Source organism: Phyllobacterium calauticae (genome assembly GCF_019991125.1).
GTDB classification, from domain to species: domain Bacteria; phylum Pseudomonadota; class Alphaproteobacteria; order Rhizobiales; family Rhizobiaceae; genus Phyllobacterium; species Phyllobacterium calauticae.
In genome coordinates, this window is the sequence record NZ_JAGENB010000006.1 from 188,733 (window position 1) to 202,781 (window position 14,049).

At 60.2% G+C, this 14,049-nt stretch carries 12 protein-coding genes; 4 read left to right on the forward strand and 8 right to left on the reverse strand.

The annotated features are described in order from the left end of the window. The first annotated feature begins 8 nt into the window (after window positions 1-8). On the forward strand, window positions 9-725 hold the full coding sequence (gene lipB, locus J1W56_RS20270) for a lipoyl(octanoyl) transferase LipB (RefSeq protein ID WP_223615095.1): 717 nt from the start codon (window positions 9-11) through the stop codon (window positions 723-725). A gap of 124 nt (window positions 726-849) precedes the next feature. On the opposite strand, the gene J1W56_RS20275 is transcribed toward lipB, so the two are convergent. Both J1W56_RS20275 and J1W56_RS20280 read right to left on the reverse strand, forming a co-directional pair. Beyond that, window positions 850-2,862 (reverse strand): acetyl-CoA carboxylase biotin carboxylase subunit, encoded by a 2,013-nt coding sequence (locus J1W56_RS20275; RefSeq protein ID WP_223615096.1) that lies wholly within the window; start codon window positions 2,860-2,862, stop codon window positions 850-852. Window positions 2,863-2,960: 98 nt separating this feature from the next. After that, the gene (locus J1W56_RS20280; RefSeq protein ID WP_223615097.1) at window positions 2,961-3,887 is read right to left on the reverse strand and encodes a DMT family transporter; all 927 of its coding nucleotides are present in this window, start codon (window positions 3,885-3,887) and stop codon (window positions 2,961-2,963) included. A 184-nt stretch (window positions 3,888-4,071) separates the two neighbouring features. On the opposite strand from J1W56_RS20280, the gene J1W56_RS20285 reads away from it, so the two are divergent. Both J1W56_RS20285 and parE read left to right on the forward strand, forming a co-directional pair. Further along, entirely contained in the window at window positions 4,072-4,452 is a 381-nt protein-coding gene (locus tag J1W56_RS20285; protein ID WP_223615098.1) for a helix-turn-helix domain-containing protein, read from the forward strand. 131 nt (window positions 4,453-4,583) lie between these two features. Next, entirely contained in the window at window positions 4,584-6,689 is a 2,106-nt protein-coding gene (parE, locus tag J1W56_RS20290; protein ID WP_223615099.1) for a DNA topoisomerase IV subunit B, read from the forward strand. A gap of 124 nt (window positions 6,690-6,813) precedes the next feature. Here parE and J1W56_RS20295 read toward each other — a convergent pair whose 3' ends face one another. Continuing rightward, window positions 6,814-7,737: a DMT family transporter gene (locus J1W56_RS20295; protein WP_223615100.1), complete on the reverse strand. Its 924-nt coding sequence runs from the start codon at window positions 7,735-7,737 to the stop codon at window positions 6,814-6,816. Between the two features lie 274 nt (window positions 7,738-8,011). Here J1W56_RS20295 and J1W56_RS20300 point away from each other — a divergent pair, with 274 nt between their 5' ends. Then, window positions 8,012-8,530, forward strand: coding sequence for a MarR family winged helix-turn-helix transcriptional regulator (locus J1W56_RS20300; RefSeq protein ID WP_223615101.1), 519 nt, complete (start codon window positions 8,012-8,014; stop codon window positions 8,528-8,530). Between the two features lie 360 nt (window positions 8,531-8,890). Here J1W56_RS20300 and J1W56_RS20305 read toward each other — a convergent pair whose 3' ends face one another. From J1W56_RS20305 to J1W56_RS20325, 5 genes are all read right to left on the reverse strand, one after another. After that, window positions 8,891-9,232 (reverse strand): hypothetical protein, encoded by a 342-nt coding sequence (locus J1W56_RS20305; protein WP_223615102.1) that lies wholly within the window; start codon window positions 9,230-9,232, stop codon window positions 8,891-8,893. Window positions 9,233-9,329: 97 nt separating this feature from the next. After that, the gene (locus J1W56_RS20310; RefSeq protein WP_223615103.1) at window positions 9,330-9,593 is read right to left on the reverse strand and encodes a Maf family protein; all 264 of its coding nucleotides are present in this window, start codon (window positions 9,591-9,593) and stop codon (window positions 9,330-9,332) included. A 733-nt stretch (window positions 9,594-10,326) separates the two neighbouring features. Beyond that, the gene (gene lpdA / locus J1W56_RS20315) at window positions 10,327-11,724 is read right to left on the reverse strand and encodes a dihydrolipoyl dehydrogenase (protein WP_223615104.1); all 1,398 of its coding nucleotides are present in this window, start codon (window positions 11,722-11,724) and stop codon (window positions 10,327-10,329) included. Between the two features lie 4 nt (window positions 11,725-11,728). Then, complete coding sequence (locus J1W56_RS20320; RefSeq protein WP_223615105.1) at window positions 11,729-13,024, reverse strand: dihydrolipoamide acetyltransferase family protein; 1,296 nt, start codon at window positions 13,022-13,024, stop codon at window positions 11,729-11,731. Window positions 13,025-13,033: 9 nt separating this feature from the next. Further along, window positions 13,034-14,047, reverse strand: coding sequence for an alpha-ketoacid dehydrogenase subunit beta (locus J1W56_RS20325; RefSeq protein WP_223615106.1), 1,014 nt, complete (start codon window positions 14,045-14,047; stop codon window positions 13,034-13,036). Between the last annotated feature and the right edge of the window lie 2 nt (window positions 14,048-14,049).

Below are 14,049 nucleotides of genomic sequence, written 5' to 3' on the forward strand. Positions count from 1 at the left end.
TTCCGATCATGAAGAACAACCGCGACGATCTCGTCTCCGCGTTTTTTGCCCAAAGCGATTCCCCGAAAGTGGAGTGGCGCGTCGCCGATGGGCTGACCGATTACGATACCGCCCTCGCCTTCATGGAAGACCGCGTTGCGGCGATTCGCGCCGGCACGGCAAAGGAACTGGTCTGGCTGGTCGAACATCCGCCGCTCTACACCGCCGGCACCAGCGCCAAGGACGGCGACCTTCTGGCTGCCGACCGCTTTCCCGTCTATGCCACGGGGCGCGGCGGCGAATACACCTATCACGGCCCCGGTCAGCGCGTGGCCTATGTCATGCTCGACCTGAAGCGGCGGCGCGAGGATATCCGCGCCTTCGTGGCGGCGCTGGAGCAATGGATCATCGCCACGCTTGGCGCGTTCAACGTGCGCGGCGAGCGGCGCGAGGACCGCGTCGGCGTCTGGGTGACCCGGCCGGAGCGCCCGCCGCTGCCGGACGGGTCTCCCGCCGAAGACAAGATCGCCGCCATCGGCATCCGCCTGCGCAAATGGGTGAGCTTTCACGGCATCTCGATCAATGTGGAACCGGAGCTTGCCCATTTCGACGGCATCGTGCCGTGCGGCGTGCGCGGCCATGGCGTGACCAGCCTCGTCGATCTCGGCCTGCCCGTCGGCATGGATGATCTCGACCGGGCGCTGCGGGATGCATTCGAGCCTGTGTTCGGGCCGGTCGAGCGCTAGAGGATTTGGCAGAACCGATCTGCGTGGTTCGACAAGCTCACCATGAGGGAGCTTGCTGGCTGCAATCAACCCACATCCCTCATGGTGAGCTCGTCGAACCACGCACTATGGTCATGCTATCAGATCAGGCGAACTCCATGATCACCGCATCCACGGCCAGGCTGTCGCCCTGCTTGGCGTTGATGGCCGATACGGTCAGATCGCGGTCGGCGCGCAGCACGTTTTCCATCTTCATGGCTTCGACAATCGCCAGCGTTTCACCCGCCTTCACCTCCTGACCCTCCGCCACGTTGATCGACACGATCAGACCGGGCATCGGGCACAGCAGCATTTTGGATGTGTCCGGCGGCAGTTTCACCGGCATCAGTTTTTCCAGCGCCGCCACATGCGTCTGCATGGCATGGCCGATCACCGACATGCCCTTCCAGTCGATGCGCACGCCGTTAAGCACGGGGCGCAGCTGCGCCTTCACCGCGCGGTCGTCGATATAGCCGTCCCAGACCGCATCGCCGGGCCGCCAATCGCTGCGGATGGTGATGGCTTCGCCGCCATGCAGCGACAGTTCGATCTTGACCGGCGGCTTGGCCACGCTGCGGTGAATTTTCGCCGGCACGTATTCATCGTTGATCCGCACCTCCCATTCGGCGCGGATCCTGCCCGTATGCGGCCGCAGGCGGTCGCTGAGGCCGTCGAGGCGTCCCTTGCGCACCAGTTCCACCACAAGGGCAATGGCGGCCAGCACGTCCCTGTCGCCGGCCGTTGGTGCAATCGGATGGAAGCCGTCTGGAAATTCTTCCGCGATGAAGCCGGTGGACAGCCGCCCTTCGCGCCAGCGCGGATGCTGCATCAGCGCCGCCAGGAACGGGATGTTGTGCTCGATGCCGTCGACGACGAAGGTATCGAGCGCATCGGCCATGGCATCGATGGCTTCCAGCCGGGTCGGCGCCCAGGTGCAGAGCTTTGCCACCATGGGGTCGTAGAACATCGAAATTTCCGAACCTTCCGTCACGCCGGTGTCGTTGCGGATGATGGCTTTGCCGACCGGGCCTTCGCTCGGCGGGCGGTAGCGCGTCAGGCGGCCGATCGACGGCAGGAAATTGCGGTAGGGATCTTCGGCATAAAGGCGGCTTTCGATGGCCCAGCCGTTCAGCTTGACGTCCGACTGCTTCAGCGCGAGCTTTTCGCCCGCCGCCACGCGGATCATCTGCTCGACCAGGTCGATGCCGGTGATCAGTTCGGTCACCGGATGTTCCACCTGCAGGCGGGTGTTCATCTCGAGGAAATAGAAGTTGCGGTGCTTGTCGACAATGAACTCGACCGTACCGGCGCTCTGGTAGTCCACCGCCTTGGCCAGGGCCACGGCCTGTTCGCCCATGGCCTTGCGGGTGGCCTCGTCGAGGAATGGCGACGGGGCTTCTTCCACCACCTTCTGGTTACGGCGCTGCACCGAGCACTCGCGCTCGCCCAGATAGATGCAGTTGCCAAAACTGTCGCCCAGCACCTGGATTTCGATGTGGCGCGGCTCGACCACGAATTTTTCGATGAACACCCGGTCATCCCCGAAGGAATTGCGCGCTTCCGAGGTGGCGCGTTCAAAGCCGTCGCGCACTTCGCTCTCGTCCCAGGCGATGCGCATGCCCTTGCCGCCGCCGCCGGCGGAGGCCTTGATCATCACGGGATAGCCGATTTCACCGGCGATCTTTTCCGCATGCGCCGCATCGGTGATGATGTCGAGAAAGCCCGGAACCGTGTTCACCTTGGCGGCGTTGGCGAATTTCTTCGATTCGATCTTGTCGCCCATGGCGATGATCGCCCTGGGTTTCGGCCCGATGAAGACGATGCCCTGCTTCTCCAGCGCCTCGCAGAAAGAGGCGCGCTCGGACAGGAAGCCATAGCCGGGATGAACGGCCTCAGCGCCGGTCGCCTTGCAGGCGGCAATGATCTTGTCGGCGACGAGATAGCTCTCGGAGGCCGCCGCCGGACCGATATGCACCGCCTCGTCGGCCATATCGACATGGACCGCATCGCGATCCGCGTCGGAATAGACCGCCACCGTGGCGATACCCATTTTCCTTGCCGACTTGATCACGCGGCAGGCAATTTCCCCACGGTTGGCAATCAGGATTTTCTTGAACACTTTTATGGACCTCCCGCACAAAATGCGCCTCTGGTTCTATTGCCAATGGCTGATTTGCTCAACTGCTATTGTCGACGCTCTAATTGAAAGCAGGCCGGTTAATTGAAAGCAGGCTCCGGCGTTTTCTGCTTTTTCCCCTCGCGCCAGACCACATAGGCACCCGAGGCAATGATGATGGCAATGCCCAGCCATTTCGACGCGGTCGGAAACTCCTGGAATACGAACAGGCCGATGATGACGGCCATGACGATTTCCAGATACTGGAACGGCGCCAGCAGCGACGCCGGCGCAAGGCGCGAAGCCTGCACCACGAGGAGATGCCCGCCCGTGGCGATCGCGCCGATGGCAAACAAAAGAAACCAGGACATGCCGGTCGCGGGCGTGCCCAGCGTCATGTCGCCGACACCGAAGGCCGCACCGAGGAACAGGGCAACGATCACCGTCACGGTGCCGCCGATGCCCGCATAGAGCTGCATGACCAGCGGCGTGTCGTGCACGCCCAGGCGGCGGTTGAGAACGAGATAGACCGCAAACAGCGCCGCCGTGCCCAGCGGCAGCAGCGAAACCCAGCCGAACAGCTCCCAGCTCGGCTGGATGACGATCAGTGTCCCGATGAACCCGACCGCAACGGCAATGCGCCGGCGCCAGCCGACGGTTTCCTTCAGCACCACGGCCGAGAGCAGCGTCAGCATCAGCGGCTCGACGAAAAACACCGCCATGGCATCGGCAAGCGGCATGTATTTGACGGCGGCAAAGAAGCACAGGCTGCCGATGCCCATCAGAAAACCGCGCAGCAGGTTGCCCCAGAGATTGTGCGGCTTGAGCGAGCGCATGCCGGTCAGCGCCACGATGATCAGCATGGTCAGGATCGTCTGGACGACGAAGCGCGACAGCGTCACCGTGGCCGGCGGCAGGCTGTCCACCGTCGACAACCATTTGGCGATGGCATCCATCATCGGCAGGATAAACATCGCACCGGCCATCGTTCCGACGCCCCTCATTTGCGGCGAGGTTGTGTTTTCCATGGTGCGGCCTTTCCGGGACAAATGGCTCAGGTGGGGCCCCAGCCATATCGGCTCTGCGGAAAAAAGCAATCATCCGCATAATGCAAAATGGAAGCAAAATGCCGCCGGATTTGACTTTTCTGCTTCCAAATGGTGCAAAAGCTTTCGTCTACACTTTAAAAACAAGAAAAAGATGGAGAAAGCCATGAATTTCATCTCCAACATCATCACCGCCATGCCCGACACGGACACGCTGGGCGGCCGCCTTTCCCGCGCGCGCGATGCCAAGTCGATGACGGTGGCGCAGCTCGCGGTGCGTGTCGGCGTCAAGCCGGAAACCATCGCCGCCTGGGAATCCGACCGGTCGGAGCCCGGTGTCCACCGTCTGTTCATGCTGGCCGGATCGCTCGGGGTCACGCAGACCTGGCTCATACACGGGGTCGGACAATCGCCCGACGAGAGCGACACGGCGGACGAAAACCGCCTGCTGAAAAGCCAGATCGCCAATCTCAAGGCTCTGCACCAGGAGCTGGGCGAGCGGATCGAAGAGCTCGAAAAAGCCGTGTCGCGCCTCAAAGCCGCTTGAAACTTGGGTTTTAACCGCATAGTTCTGTGGTGAACCCCGGAACAGATCACGAACGCCCATCGCGTTTCCCGGCGAAGCATGTCAAGATTGCCGGTGATTCGCAGCCCCTGTAGCATTGGCCAAAATACGATATGGATGACAATAACGACCTCTTTTCAGCGGTAGTCAAAACAGCCCGGGAACGCCAGGCAGCGGTGGACCAGACCAGGGTCGAACCCGCCGCGACGCCGGTGGCACCGCCTGTGAAAATCGCGCCGGTTGCGGCCGCGAAGGCCCCGGCACGCGCCGCCCCCGATAGCAGCGGCGGCTACAATGCGGCGCAGATCCAGGTTCTCGATGGTCTCGAACCCGTTCGCCGCCGTCCGGGCATGTATATCGGCGGCACCGACGAGCGGGCGATGCATCATCTCTTTGCCGAAGTCATCGACAACTCGATGGACGAGGCGGTTGCCGGGCACGCCAACTTCATCGATATCGAACTGGACGAGAACGGCTATCTCTCGGTCACCGACAACGGCCGCGGCATCCCCGTCGATCCGCATCCCGATCCCAAGCAGCTCGGCAAATCCGCGCTCGAAGTCATCATGACCACCCTGCATGCGGGCGGAAAGTTCGATTCAGACGTCTATGAAACATCGGGCGGTCTGCATGGCGTCGGCATATCGGTGGTGAACGCCCTGTCCGATCACGTGGAAGTGGAAGTTGCCCGCAACCGGCGCCTCTACCGCCAGCGCTTCTCGCGCGGCCATCCGCTCGGACCGATCGAGGATGTCGGCGAGGTGCACAACCGTCGCGGCACGCGCACAACTTTCCACCCGGACCCGGAGATTTTCGGTCAGGGCGCGAAGTTCGACCCCGCACGCCTTTTCAAGATGGCCCGGTCAAAGGCCTATCTGTTCGGCGGCGTTGAAATCCGCTGGAACTGCGCACCATCCCTGCTCGACCCGAAGGACCCGACACCCGACAAGGCGGTGTTTCATTTCCCCGGCGGTTTGAAGGATTATCTGGCTGCTTCGCTCGGCAAGGATTTTCAGGTCACGCGCGACATGTTTGCGGGCAGGACGGAAAAATCCAGCGGCCATGGCGCGCTGGAATGGGCGGTTGCCTGGTATGGCGGCGACGGCTTTGTCCATTCCTACTGCAACACGATTCCCACAGGCGAAGGCGGCACGCATGAGGCGGGCCTGCGCATCGCCCTCACCCGCGGCCTGAAAGCCTATGCGGAACTGACCGGCAACAAGCGCGCCTCGATCATCACCACCGATGACGTGATGATCTCGTCGGCGGCCATGCTCTCCGTGTTCATCCGCGAACCGGAATTCGTCGGCCAGACCAAGGACAAGCTTGCCACGGTCGAAGCGCAGCGCATTGTCGAAAATGCCATCCGCGATCCATTCGATCATTGGCTTGCCGCCTCGCCGCAGGAAGCATCGAAGCTGCTGGACTGGGTGGTGGAGCGTGCGGACGAGCGCGTCAAGCGCCGCCAGGAAAAGGAAGTCAACCGCAAGTCGGCGGTGCGCAAGCTGCGCCTGCCGGGCAAGCTGGCCGACTGCACCCAGACGGGTGCGCTCGGCGCCGAACTCTTCATCGTCGAGGGTGATTCCGCCGGCGGCTCGGCCAAGCAGGCGCGGGACCGCGCCACGCAGGCGGTGCTGCCGCTGCGCGGCAAGATTCTCAACGTCGTCAGCGCCGGGCGGGAGAAGATGACGGCCAACCAGCAGATCGGCGACCTGATCCAGGCGCTCGGCTGCGGCACGCGGTCAAAATACCGCGACGAGGATTTGCGCTACGACCGCATTATCATCATGACCGATGCCGACGTCGACGGCGCGCACATCGCTTCGCTGCTCATCACCTTCTTCTATCAGGAAATGCCGGAACTGATCCGCAACGGCCACCTTTTCCTCGGCGTGCCGCCGCTCTACCGCATCGCCCAGGGTGGCAAGGTCGCCTATGCCCGCAATGATGCGCACAAGGATGAACTGATGCGCACGCTGTTCACCGGCAAGGGCAAGATCGAAATCGGACGGTTCAAGGGCCTCGGCGAAATGCGCGCCGACCAGCTCAAGGAAACGACAATGGACCGCAAGAAGCGCACGCTTTTGCGGGTGCAGATCGACGAGGAGTGGATCGAGGAAACAAGACTCGCGGTCGATGATCTGATGGGCACGAAACCGGAAGCCCGCTTTCGCTTCATCCAGGACCGCGCCGCGTTCGTGGAAGAGCTGGACATCTGATATTCAACGATGAAACCTGTTTCAAATGGCGGTGCTTTGCATCGCCATTTTTTGTTTGGGGGAGCGCTTAACAATGGTTGGCACAATGCTTTCGCATGGGTTCGCTGCGCCCCAGCAAACAATCTCATGTTTCCGAGCGCCCCATCAAAACGGCTCCCACTATAAGACCTGCACCGATGAACATGATGAGATGGGGTTGCTCACCCAGCCAGATATATGCCCCCGCCAGACCGAAAAGCGGGGTCAGCGTGAGGTAGAGCCCCGCAGCACCGGCGCTCAACACGCGCAAACCGATGAGATAGAGCCAAAACGGTATGGCGTACTGCACAACCCCGGAGAAACCGGCATACCATAATGTCGATGCTGACACGTCATTCCACAGCGGCGGGACGAGATTGGCGGTTATAGCAATGCCGTAGACTGCAATGGCCAGCACCAATCCGGCGGTCTGCTGCGCTGCGGCGAGGGTCGCCGGAGGGTAGCTTGAGCTGAGGCGGGCAGAGAGAACAACATATCCGGCGGCAAACATGGTCGCAAGGACGATCAGGAAGTCCCCCAGCATCTGGTCAAGCGCTTGATCCGCCCCCTGCTCCTGGGACACAAGCACCAATCCCATGAACGCCAGTGCAATGCAGCCCATGAGACGTCCGCTCGGGCGCTGTTTGAACAGCAGCCACCCCAGGAGAAGAATAAAAATCGGCTCAGCCGAGCTGATAACCGCAGAATGCCCGGCAGTTGTCCACGACAGGCCAATGAGACCGACCGTATAAGCCAGTCCCGGCTCAAGAAGGCCGGTGAGCGACGCGCGAATGAGTGGCTTGCCGATGTGCTTCGCGGGACGCTCGCGTACGGCCATCAACAACAACAAGCTGACGCTGGCCACGAGCTGAACAACAAGAAGCGCCGGCGGTGACATCTGATGGAGAACGTCGCGACTCATCACCGTTGCCAGGCCCCAGCAGGCGGCCGAACCGATCATGGCAAGGATGGCAATCGTTCTGGTGGGATTCTTCGAGGACTTTAAAATCGATGTTTCCAAGGCACTCATCGTTGTCGTCCCAACAATTTGTTCAGGAGACCGGCGATACAACCTGCCGGCTGATCAGGGTTTGTCTTCTGCATCGACGCGGACAGCATTGCCGCCCCGCTTCCAAGGCGGCAATAGGCAAGGATGATCATGAGGTTATCCTCTGGCACGTGTGTCACACGATGGTCCCTCTATCCGCTGAACAACCGGATACTCGTTCTGTTGCTCGAGGCAAAAGTGAGATAAACTTCACATCACAAATAAATGTATGCAACACACATATATATGGGTAAACATGAATCCACAACTGGTTAATGTGCTGGGAGCCTTGTCATTGGCGCTTGCCGATGCACAAATTGAGGCAGTTCAGAAAGCGAGCGGGATCGGAACCGCTGGCTGCGCAACGCTTGTCGCTTTGGGCCATTATCCCAACCTCACCATCCGGGAGATTGCGACAATCGCGGGCCTCAGTCACTCTGTCATTGTTCGGACGGTTGAAGCACTGGTCGGTGCCGGGCTTATCACCAAGGCGCCCGGCAAGGACAAACGTGAAGTCACGTCGCACCTGACACCCGAAGGCAAGCAGCTTCGCAACGACCTCATTGATGCAAGGGAAGCCGTCCTCAAAAAATCGCTCATTACCCTCTCCCAGCAAAATCAGGATGTTCTTCATGGCCTGGTAAGTCAGATGCTGGAGAACATGACCACGAGCCGAGACCAATCCGATCATCTCTGCAGACTGTGTGATGAGGACGCTTGCGGCCCCGATTGCCCCGTCGAAATGCGTGTGCGAGACATGCACGGGAACAGGTGATTTGCATCGCCATTTTGTTTTGGGGGAGCCAATTTTCAGCGGATGGCATAACGCGTTGTGCATGGTTCGACACGCTCACCATGAGGGAAGTGATTTGGTTGCAATGCCAATCACAAACGTTGCGGGATGTAACGCCCTGCAGCCCTCCACCTCCCTCATGGTGAGCGTGTCGAACCACGCACACTGGTTTTGCCACTCGCCCATCAGAAAAAATCCCACCAACTTATCCACCGCGTCCCAACCCGAGATATTCTCATCCCTGTCCTTTCCGGCGGGAATGTTTCGGGAAACCTTCGAAAGTCAGCAGCAGTAGACGGAGCGGCGTCAATCGCACGATTGTCGGCAGGCGGCGTCACGCAGTCATTTGTGCGTTATGCGAATACGATCAAGCATTTCAGTAATGATTTGATGCGGATTTGATTTTATTATGTAATTAACACCATCAATATAATCTATCGTGTAGTGATGATTTTCGTCATATTTATCGTATTCCAAATATTTCAATTCTGAAAGTTCATCAGAAAAAGCAACTCCAAATACTTTCTTGCCATTGTCAAATAAAGAATATTTAACATTGCATAATTCATGAAAAACTTGCATGCGCACCAAACGAACGCCTTGTGATTTTATGGAATTATCCTCATTAAGCCACGCATAGTGGGTATAGGTGTGGACATGATGGATATGATCGATATTCATCATGTCCTTTTCTTTGTAATTTGACCGAAGATTTCTTTCAGCATCCTCGGTCAAACTGAGGTTTTTTACAATTTCCATGGAATATCAAACCTATTTTGTCTTAGGTGCCGGGCTCGTTGGAGGGCATATTGAAATCCCCAAAACCACCAACTGGTGTTGTATACATGCAATTTACTCGGCCGTTTGTCCCGGTATAGCTCCCTTGAAGAGTGCCGGCAAAAGCAATTCTTGCGCCCTCTAGGGCTGTCTTTGCACTGCCCGTTGGCCCGCCTGTTCCCCAATGATCTTTTGAATCGTAGGTTCCCGATCGGCCGGGAGCGCCGCCCGATACCATATCCAGTTCTGCCTCAGTCAATTCACGCATGGCATTTCCTTTCGCAAAAGTTCAAAACAGGATGGGTGTCACAATCAAAATATGACTGAAATTATCAGTTTTAAAAATTCGCAACCCTACCTAGGAAGGGCGAACCGCGCGCAACGGTTCTGCAAGAGTAATGTGGGTCTTCACTCCCCTCTGGGCCGCAGGAAGATAGTGCGTGGTTCGACATGCTCACCATGAGGGAAGTGATTTGGTTGCAATGCCAATCACAAACGTTGAGGATGTAACGCCCTGCAATCCTCACCCTCCCTCATCCTGAGCTTGTCGAAGGGTGCGCACTGGTTTTGCCACTCGCCCATCAGAAAAAATCCTACCAACTTATCCAACACGTCCCATCCGCGCTTATTCTGCTCGTGTCCTTTCCGGCGGGAATGCTTCCGGAAACTTTCGCAAGTCGGGAAAGGATCGGCGCTTCGGCTTGTGGGGAGAACCCGCAGGTCGGGCAGGTTTCGCTGAAGCTGTTATTTCATCTGGTCCAGCAGCCGGATGAAGGAGCAGAACAGGCAAGACCTGAAATCGCCGGGGCGGGTGGTCCTTGGATCGCAAGCATCGCATACCGCATACCCCAAGACCCGCGTTCCAGGGACCGCCCGTCATTCCTATCTTTCAACAGCCAGACGCAAATGCGGGCGTGGCGACGGGGAAACACTGCCTCGCATTCACGCAAACAAAAAGGGCACCGTTTCCGGCGCCCTTCCGATGCGATAACAACGCTGTCCTAGATGTGCAGCGCGTGACCCAGCGCCTTGAGCGCGGCTTCCTGAAACCCCTCGCCCTGCGTCGGATGCGCGTGGATGGTTCCGGCGATATCTTCCAGCCGCGCGCCCATTTCCATGGCCAGCGCAAACGAAGCCGACAGTTCGGAGACGCCATGGCCGATGGCCTGAATGCCGAGGATCAGGTGATTGCTGGCGGCAGCCACCACCCGGACAAAGCCCTCCTCGCCTTCCTTGGTCATGGCGCGGCCATTGGCGGCAAAGGGAAACATCCCGATCTTGACCTCATGCCCGGCCTGCTTGGCCTCATCCGGCGACAGGCCCACCGTGACGATTTCCGGATCGGTGAAGCAGACGGCGGCAATGGCCCGCTTGTCCCAGCTGCGGTTTTCACCCGCAACGATTTCCGCCACCATCTCGCCCTGCGCCATGGCGCGGTGCGCCAGCATGGGCTCGCCGGTGACATCGCCGATGGCATAGACGCCGCGCATCGAGGTGCGGCACTTGTCATCGATGCGGACAAAGCGGCCATCCATGTCGATGTCGATCTCTTCCAGCCCCCAGCCCGACGTGACAGGCTTGCGCCCGACCGTCACCAGAATCTTGTCGGCGGCAACGCGCTCGTCCTTGCCGTCGGCCGTTTCAATCAACAGCGCATCGCCCTTGCTGCTGACCCCCTTGGCCTTGGCGCCGGTCAGCACGGTGATGCCGAGCGTGTTGAGGTGCTTGACCACCGGGCGGGTCAGCTCCGCATCATATTGCGGCAGGATTTTCGGCTGGGCTTCGACCACCGTGACCTTGGAACCCAGCTTGGCATAGGCCGTGCCGAGCTCGAGCCCGATATAGCCGCCGCCGACCACGACGAGCTTTTCCGGGACGTCCGGCAGCGAAAGCGCTTCGGTCGAGGAAATGACATTGCCGCCGAACGGCAGCGACGGCACTTCGACCGGCGCGGAACCGGTGGCGATGACGACGTTTTCGGCGCGGATGATCTGCAGGCCAGTCAGGGTTTCCACCTCGATGGTCTTGCCGTCACGGAAGCGGGCCTTGCCGGTGACGATCTTGACGTTTGCCTTCTTGAGCAGACCGGCAACGCCGTTGTTGAGGCGGCTGACGATGCCGTCCTTCCAGGCGATTGTTTTGGTGAAATCGATGGCCGGTTCGGCAACGGAGATGCCGAGCGGCGTCTGCCGGGCGGCGAAATGCGCGACCTTGGCGAATTCATCGGCCGCGTGGATCAGCGCCTTCGACGGAATGCAGCCGACGAGCAGGCACGTGCCGCCGACCTTCGCCGCCTCGACGATCACCGTATCGACATTGAGCTGTCCGGCGCGGATGGCGCAGACATAGCCGCCGGGGCCAGCGCCGATGACCAGCAGCTTGCAGGAAATATCTTTCATCGGATCAACCCTCCACGAATATCAGCGCTGGCGTTTCGAGCAGCGTCTTGATCCGCTGAATGAAGACTGCGGCGTCCCAGCCGTCGATCACGCGGTGATCGAAGCTTGAGGACAGGTTCATCATCTTGCGCGGTATAAACGCCGCGCCATCCCACATGGGCCGTGTCATCATCTTGTTGACGCCGATGATGGCGACTTCCGGATAGTTGATCACGGGCGTCGTGACGATACCGCCCATGCTGCCCAGCGAGGTGATGGTGATGGTCGAACCGGTCAGCTGCTCGCGCGTTGCCGTGCCGGTCTTGGCCGCTTCGGCCAGAAGATTGACTTCGGCAGCGCAGCCCCAGAGATCGCGCGCTTCCGCGTGCTTGACGACGGGGACCACGAGGCCGGACGGCGTCTGCGCAGCAATGCCGATATGCACCCCGCCATGCTGGTGGATGATGTTGGCATCGTCGTCGTAGAGGGCGTTCAGCTGCGGCTGCTCGGCAATGGCTTTCACCATGGCGCGCATCAGGAACGGCAGCAACGTCAGCTTCGGCTGGTCGGCACGCTTCTTGCCGTTGAGCAAAGCGCGCAGTTCTTCCAGCGAGGTGACGTCGATCTCCTCGACATAGGTGATGTGCGGGATGTGCGATTTGGCAATCGCCATCTTTTCCGCAATCTTGCGGCGCAGGCCCACCACCTTGATTTCCTTGACCGACATATCAGGCGCAAGACCGGAGACCACGGGCTTTTGCGCGCCGCGGGCAAAGAAGGTGTCGAGATCTTCATGGGTGATGCGCCCGGCCGGACCGGTGCCGGTCACCTGGCGCAGGTCGACACCTGCCTCCCGCGCCCGCAGGCGCACCGCCGGCGGGGCCAGCGGCTTGTCGCCCTCGGCGCGCGGCGCACCGATGCCAAGCGGCACGGATACCGGCGCATGCACAACCGGGGCTGCGGCCTTTTCGGGCTTTGCAGCCTTGATCTCCGGCTTTGGCTCTGCCTTGGCGGGCTGGGGTTTTGGTTCTTCAGCCTTGACCGGCTTCGCCTGTTCTGGAGCGGGAGCATGGCCCTCGCCTTCGACCTTCAGGCGGATGATCGGCGAACCGATGGCGATCACCTGCCCGATCTCGCCGCCCAGCCAGAGGATTTCACCGTCGACCGGGGACGGAATTTCCACGGTCGCCTTGTCGGTCATGACGGCGGCGAGGATCATGTCCTCGCGCACGAGATCACCGACCTTCACATGCCATTCGACGAGTTCGGCTTCTGCAACGCCTTCACCGACATCCGGCAGCTTGATGACAAATTCACCCATCGTCTGCTCCTACCCTTCCAGCGTTTCAAGGAATGCACGGCCAACGCGCGCGGGACCGGGGAAATAGTCCCACTCCTGCGCATGCGGATAGGGCGTATCCCAGCCCGTCACCCGCGCCACCGGCGCTTCCAGATTGTAGAAGCAATGCTGCTGGACCAGTGCGGCGAGTTCCGCGCCGAAACCCGATGTCAGCGTTGCCTCATGCACGATGACGCAGCGGCCCGTCTTGGTGACGGATTCGACGATGGTTTCCAGATCGAGCGGCAGCAGCGTGCGCAGATCGATGATCTCCGCATCGATGCCGGTTTCCTCGGCGGCAGCTTCCGCCACATAGACCATGGTGCCATAGGCAAGCACGGTCAGCTGTTTGCCCTCGCGGCGCTTGATGGCCTTGCCCAGCGGCACCGTATAGTGCCCGTCCGGCACCTCGCCCAGCTCATGCTTCGACCACGGCGTCACCGGGCGGTCATGATGGCCGTCGAACGGGCCGTTATAGAGCCGCTTCGGCTCAAGGAAGATCACCGGGTCCGGGTCTTCGATGGATGCAATCAGCAGGCCCTTGGCATCGTGCGGATTGGACGGCACGACGACCTTCAGACCGGATACGTGCGTGAACAGCGCTTCCGGGCTCTGGCTGTGGGTCTGGCCGCCGAAAATGCCGCCGCCCGCCGGCATGCGGATGACGATCGGCGAGGTAAAGCCGCCATTGGAGCGGTAGCGCAGGCGCGCCGCTTCCGAAACGATCTGGTCATAGGCCGGATAGACATAGTCGGCGAACTGGATTTCGACGCAGGGCTTCAGGCCGTAGGCCGCCATGCCGATGGCAGCACCGACGATACCGCCCTCGCTGATCGGCGCATCGAAACAGCGGGTCTTGCCGTATTTGGCCTGCAGGCCGTGGGTGCAGCGGAACACACCGCCGAAAAACCCGACATCCTCGCCGAACACGACCACGTTGTCGTCGCGTTCCATCATCACATCCATCGCATCGCGGATGGCTTCAATCATTGTCTTACGCGGCATCG

What these genes read in the sequence shown, in the direction of transcription:
- parE (WP_223615099.1), top strand. Translation starts at nt 4,584, where the DNA reads ATGGATGACAATAACGACCTCTTTTCAGCGGTAGTCAAAACAGCCCGG.
- lpdA (WP_223615104.1), bottom strand. Translation starts at nt 11,724, where the DNA reads ATGAAAGATATTTCCTGCAAGCTGCTGGTCATCGGCGCTGGCCCCGGC.
- J1W56_RS20295 (WP_223615100.1), bottom strand. Translation starts at nt 7,737, where the DNA reads ATGAGTGCCTTGGAAACATCGATTTTAAAGTCCTCGAAGAATCCCACC.
- J1W56_RS20320 (WP_223615105.1), bottom strand. Translation starts at nt 13,024, where the DNA reads ATGGGTGAATTTGTCATCAAGCTGCCGGATGTCGGTGAAGGCGTTGCA.
- J1W56_RS20325 (WP_223615106.1), bottom strand. Translation starts at nt 14,047, where the DNA reads ATGCCGCGTAAGACAATGATTGAAGCCATCCGCGATGCGATGGATGTG.
- J1W56_RS20280 (WP_223615097.1), bottom strand. Translation starts at nt 3,887, where the DNA reads ATGGAAAACACAACCTCGCCGCAAATGAGGGGCGTCGGAACGATGGCC.
- lipB (WP_223615095.1), top strand. Translation starts at nt 9, where the DNA reads ATGAAGAACAACCGCGACGATCTCGTCTCCGCGTTTTTTGCCCAAAGC.
- J1W56_RS20285 (WP_223615098.1), top strand. Translation starts at nt 4,072, where the DNA reads ATGAATTTCATCTCCAACATCATCACCGCCATGCCCGACACGGACACG.
- J1W56_RS20300 (WP_223615101.1), top strand. Translation starts at nt 8,012, where the DNA reads ATGAATCCACAACTGGTTAATGTGCTGGGAGCCTTGTCATTGGCGCTT.
- J1W56_RS20310 (WP_223615103.1), bottom strand. Translation starts at nt 9,593, where the DNA reads ATGCGTGAATTGACTGAGGCAGAACTGGATATGGTATCGGGCGGCGCT.
- J1W56_RS20305 (WP_223615102.1), bottom strand. Translation starts at nt 9,232, where the DNA reads ATGATGAATATCGATCATATCCATCATGTCCACACCTATACCCACTAT.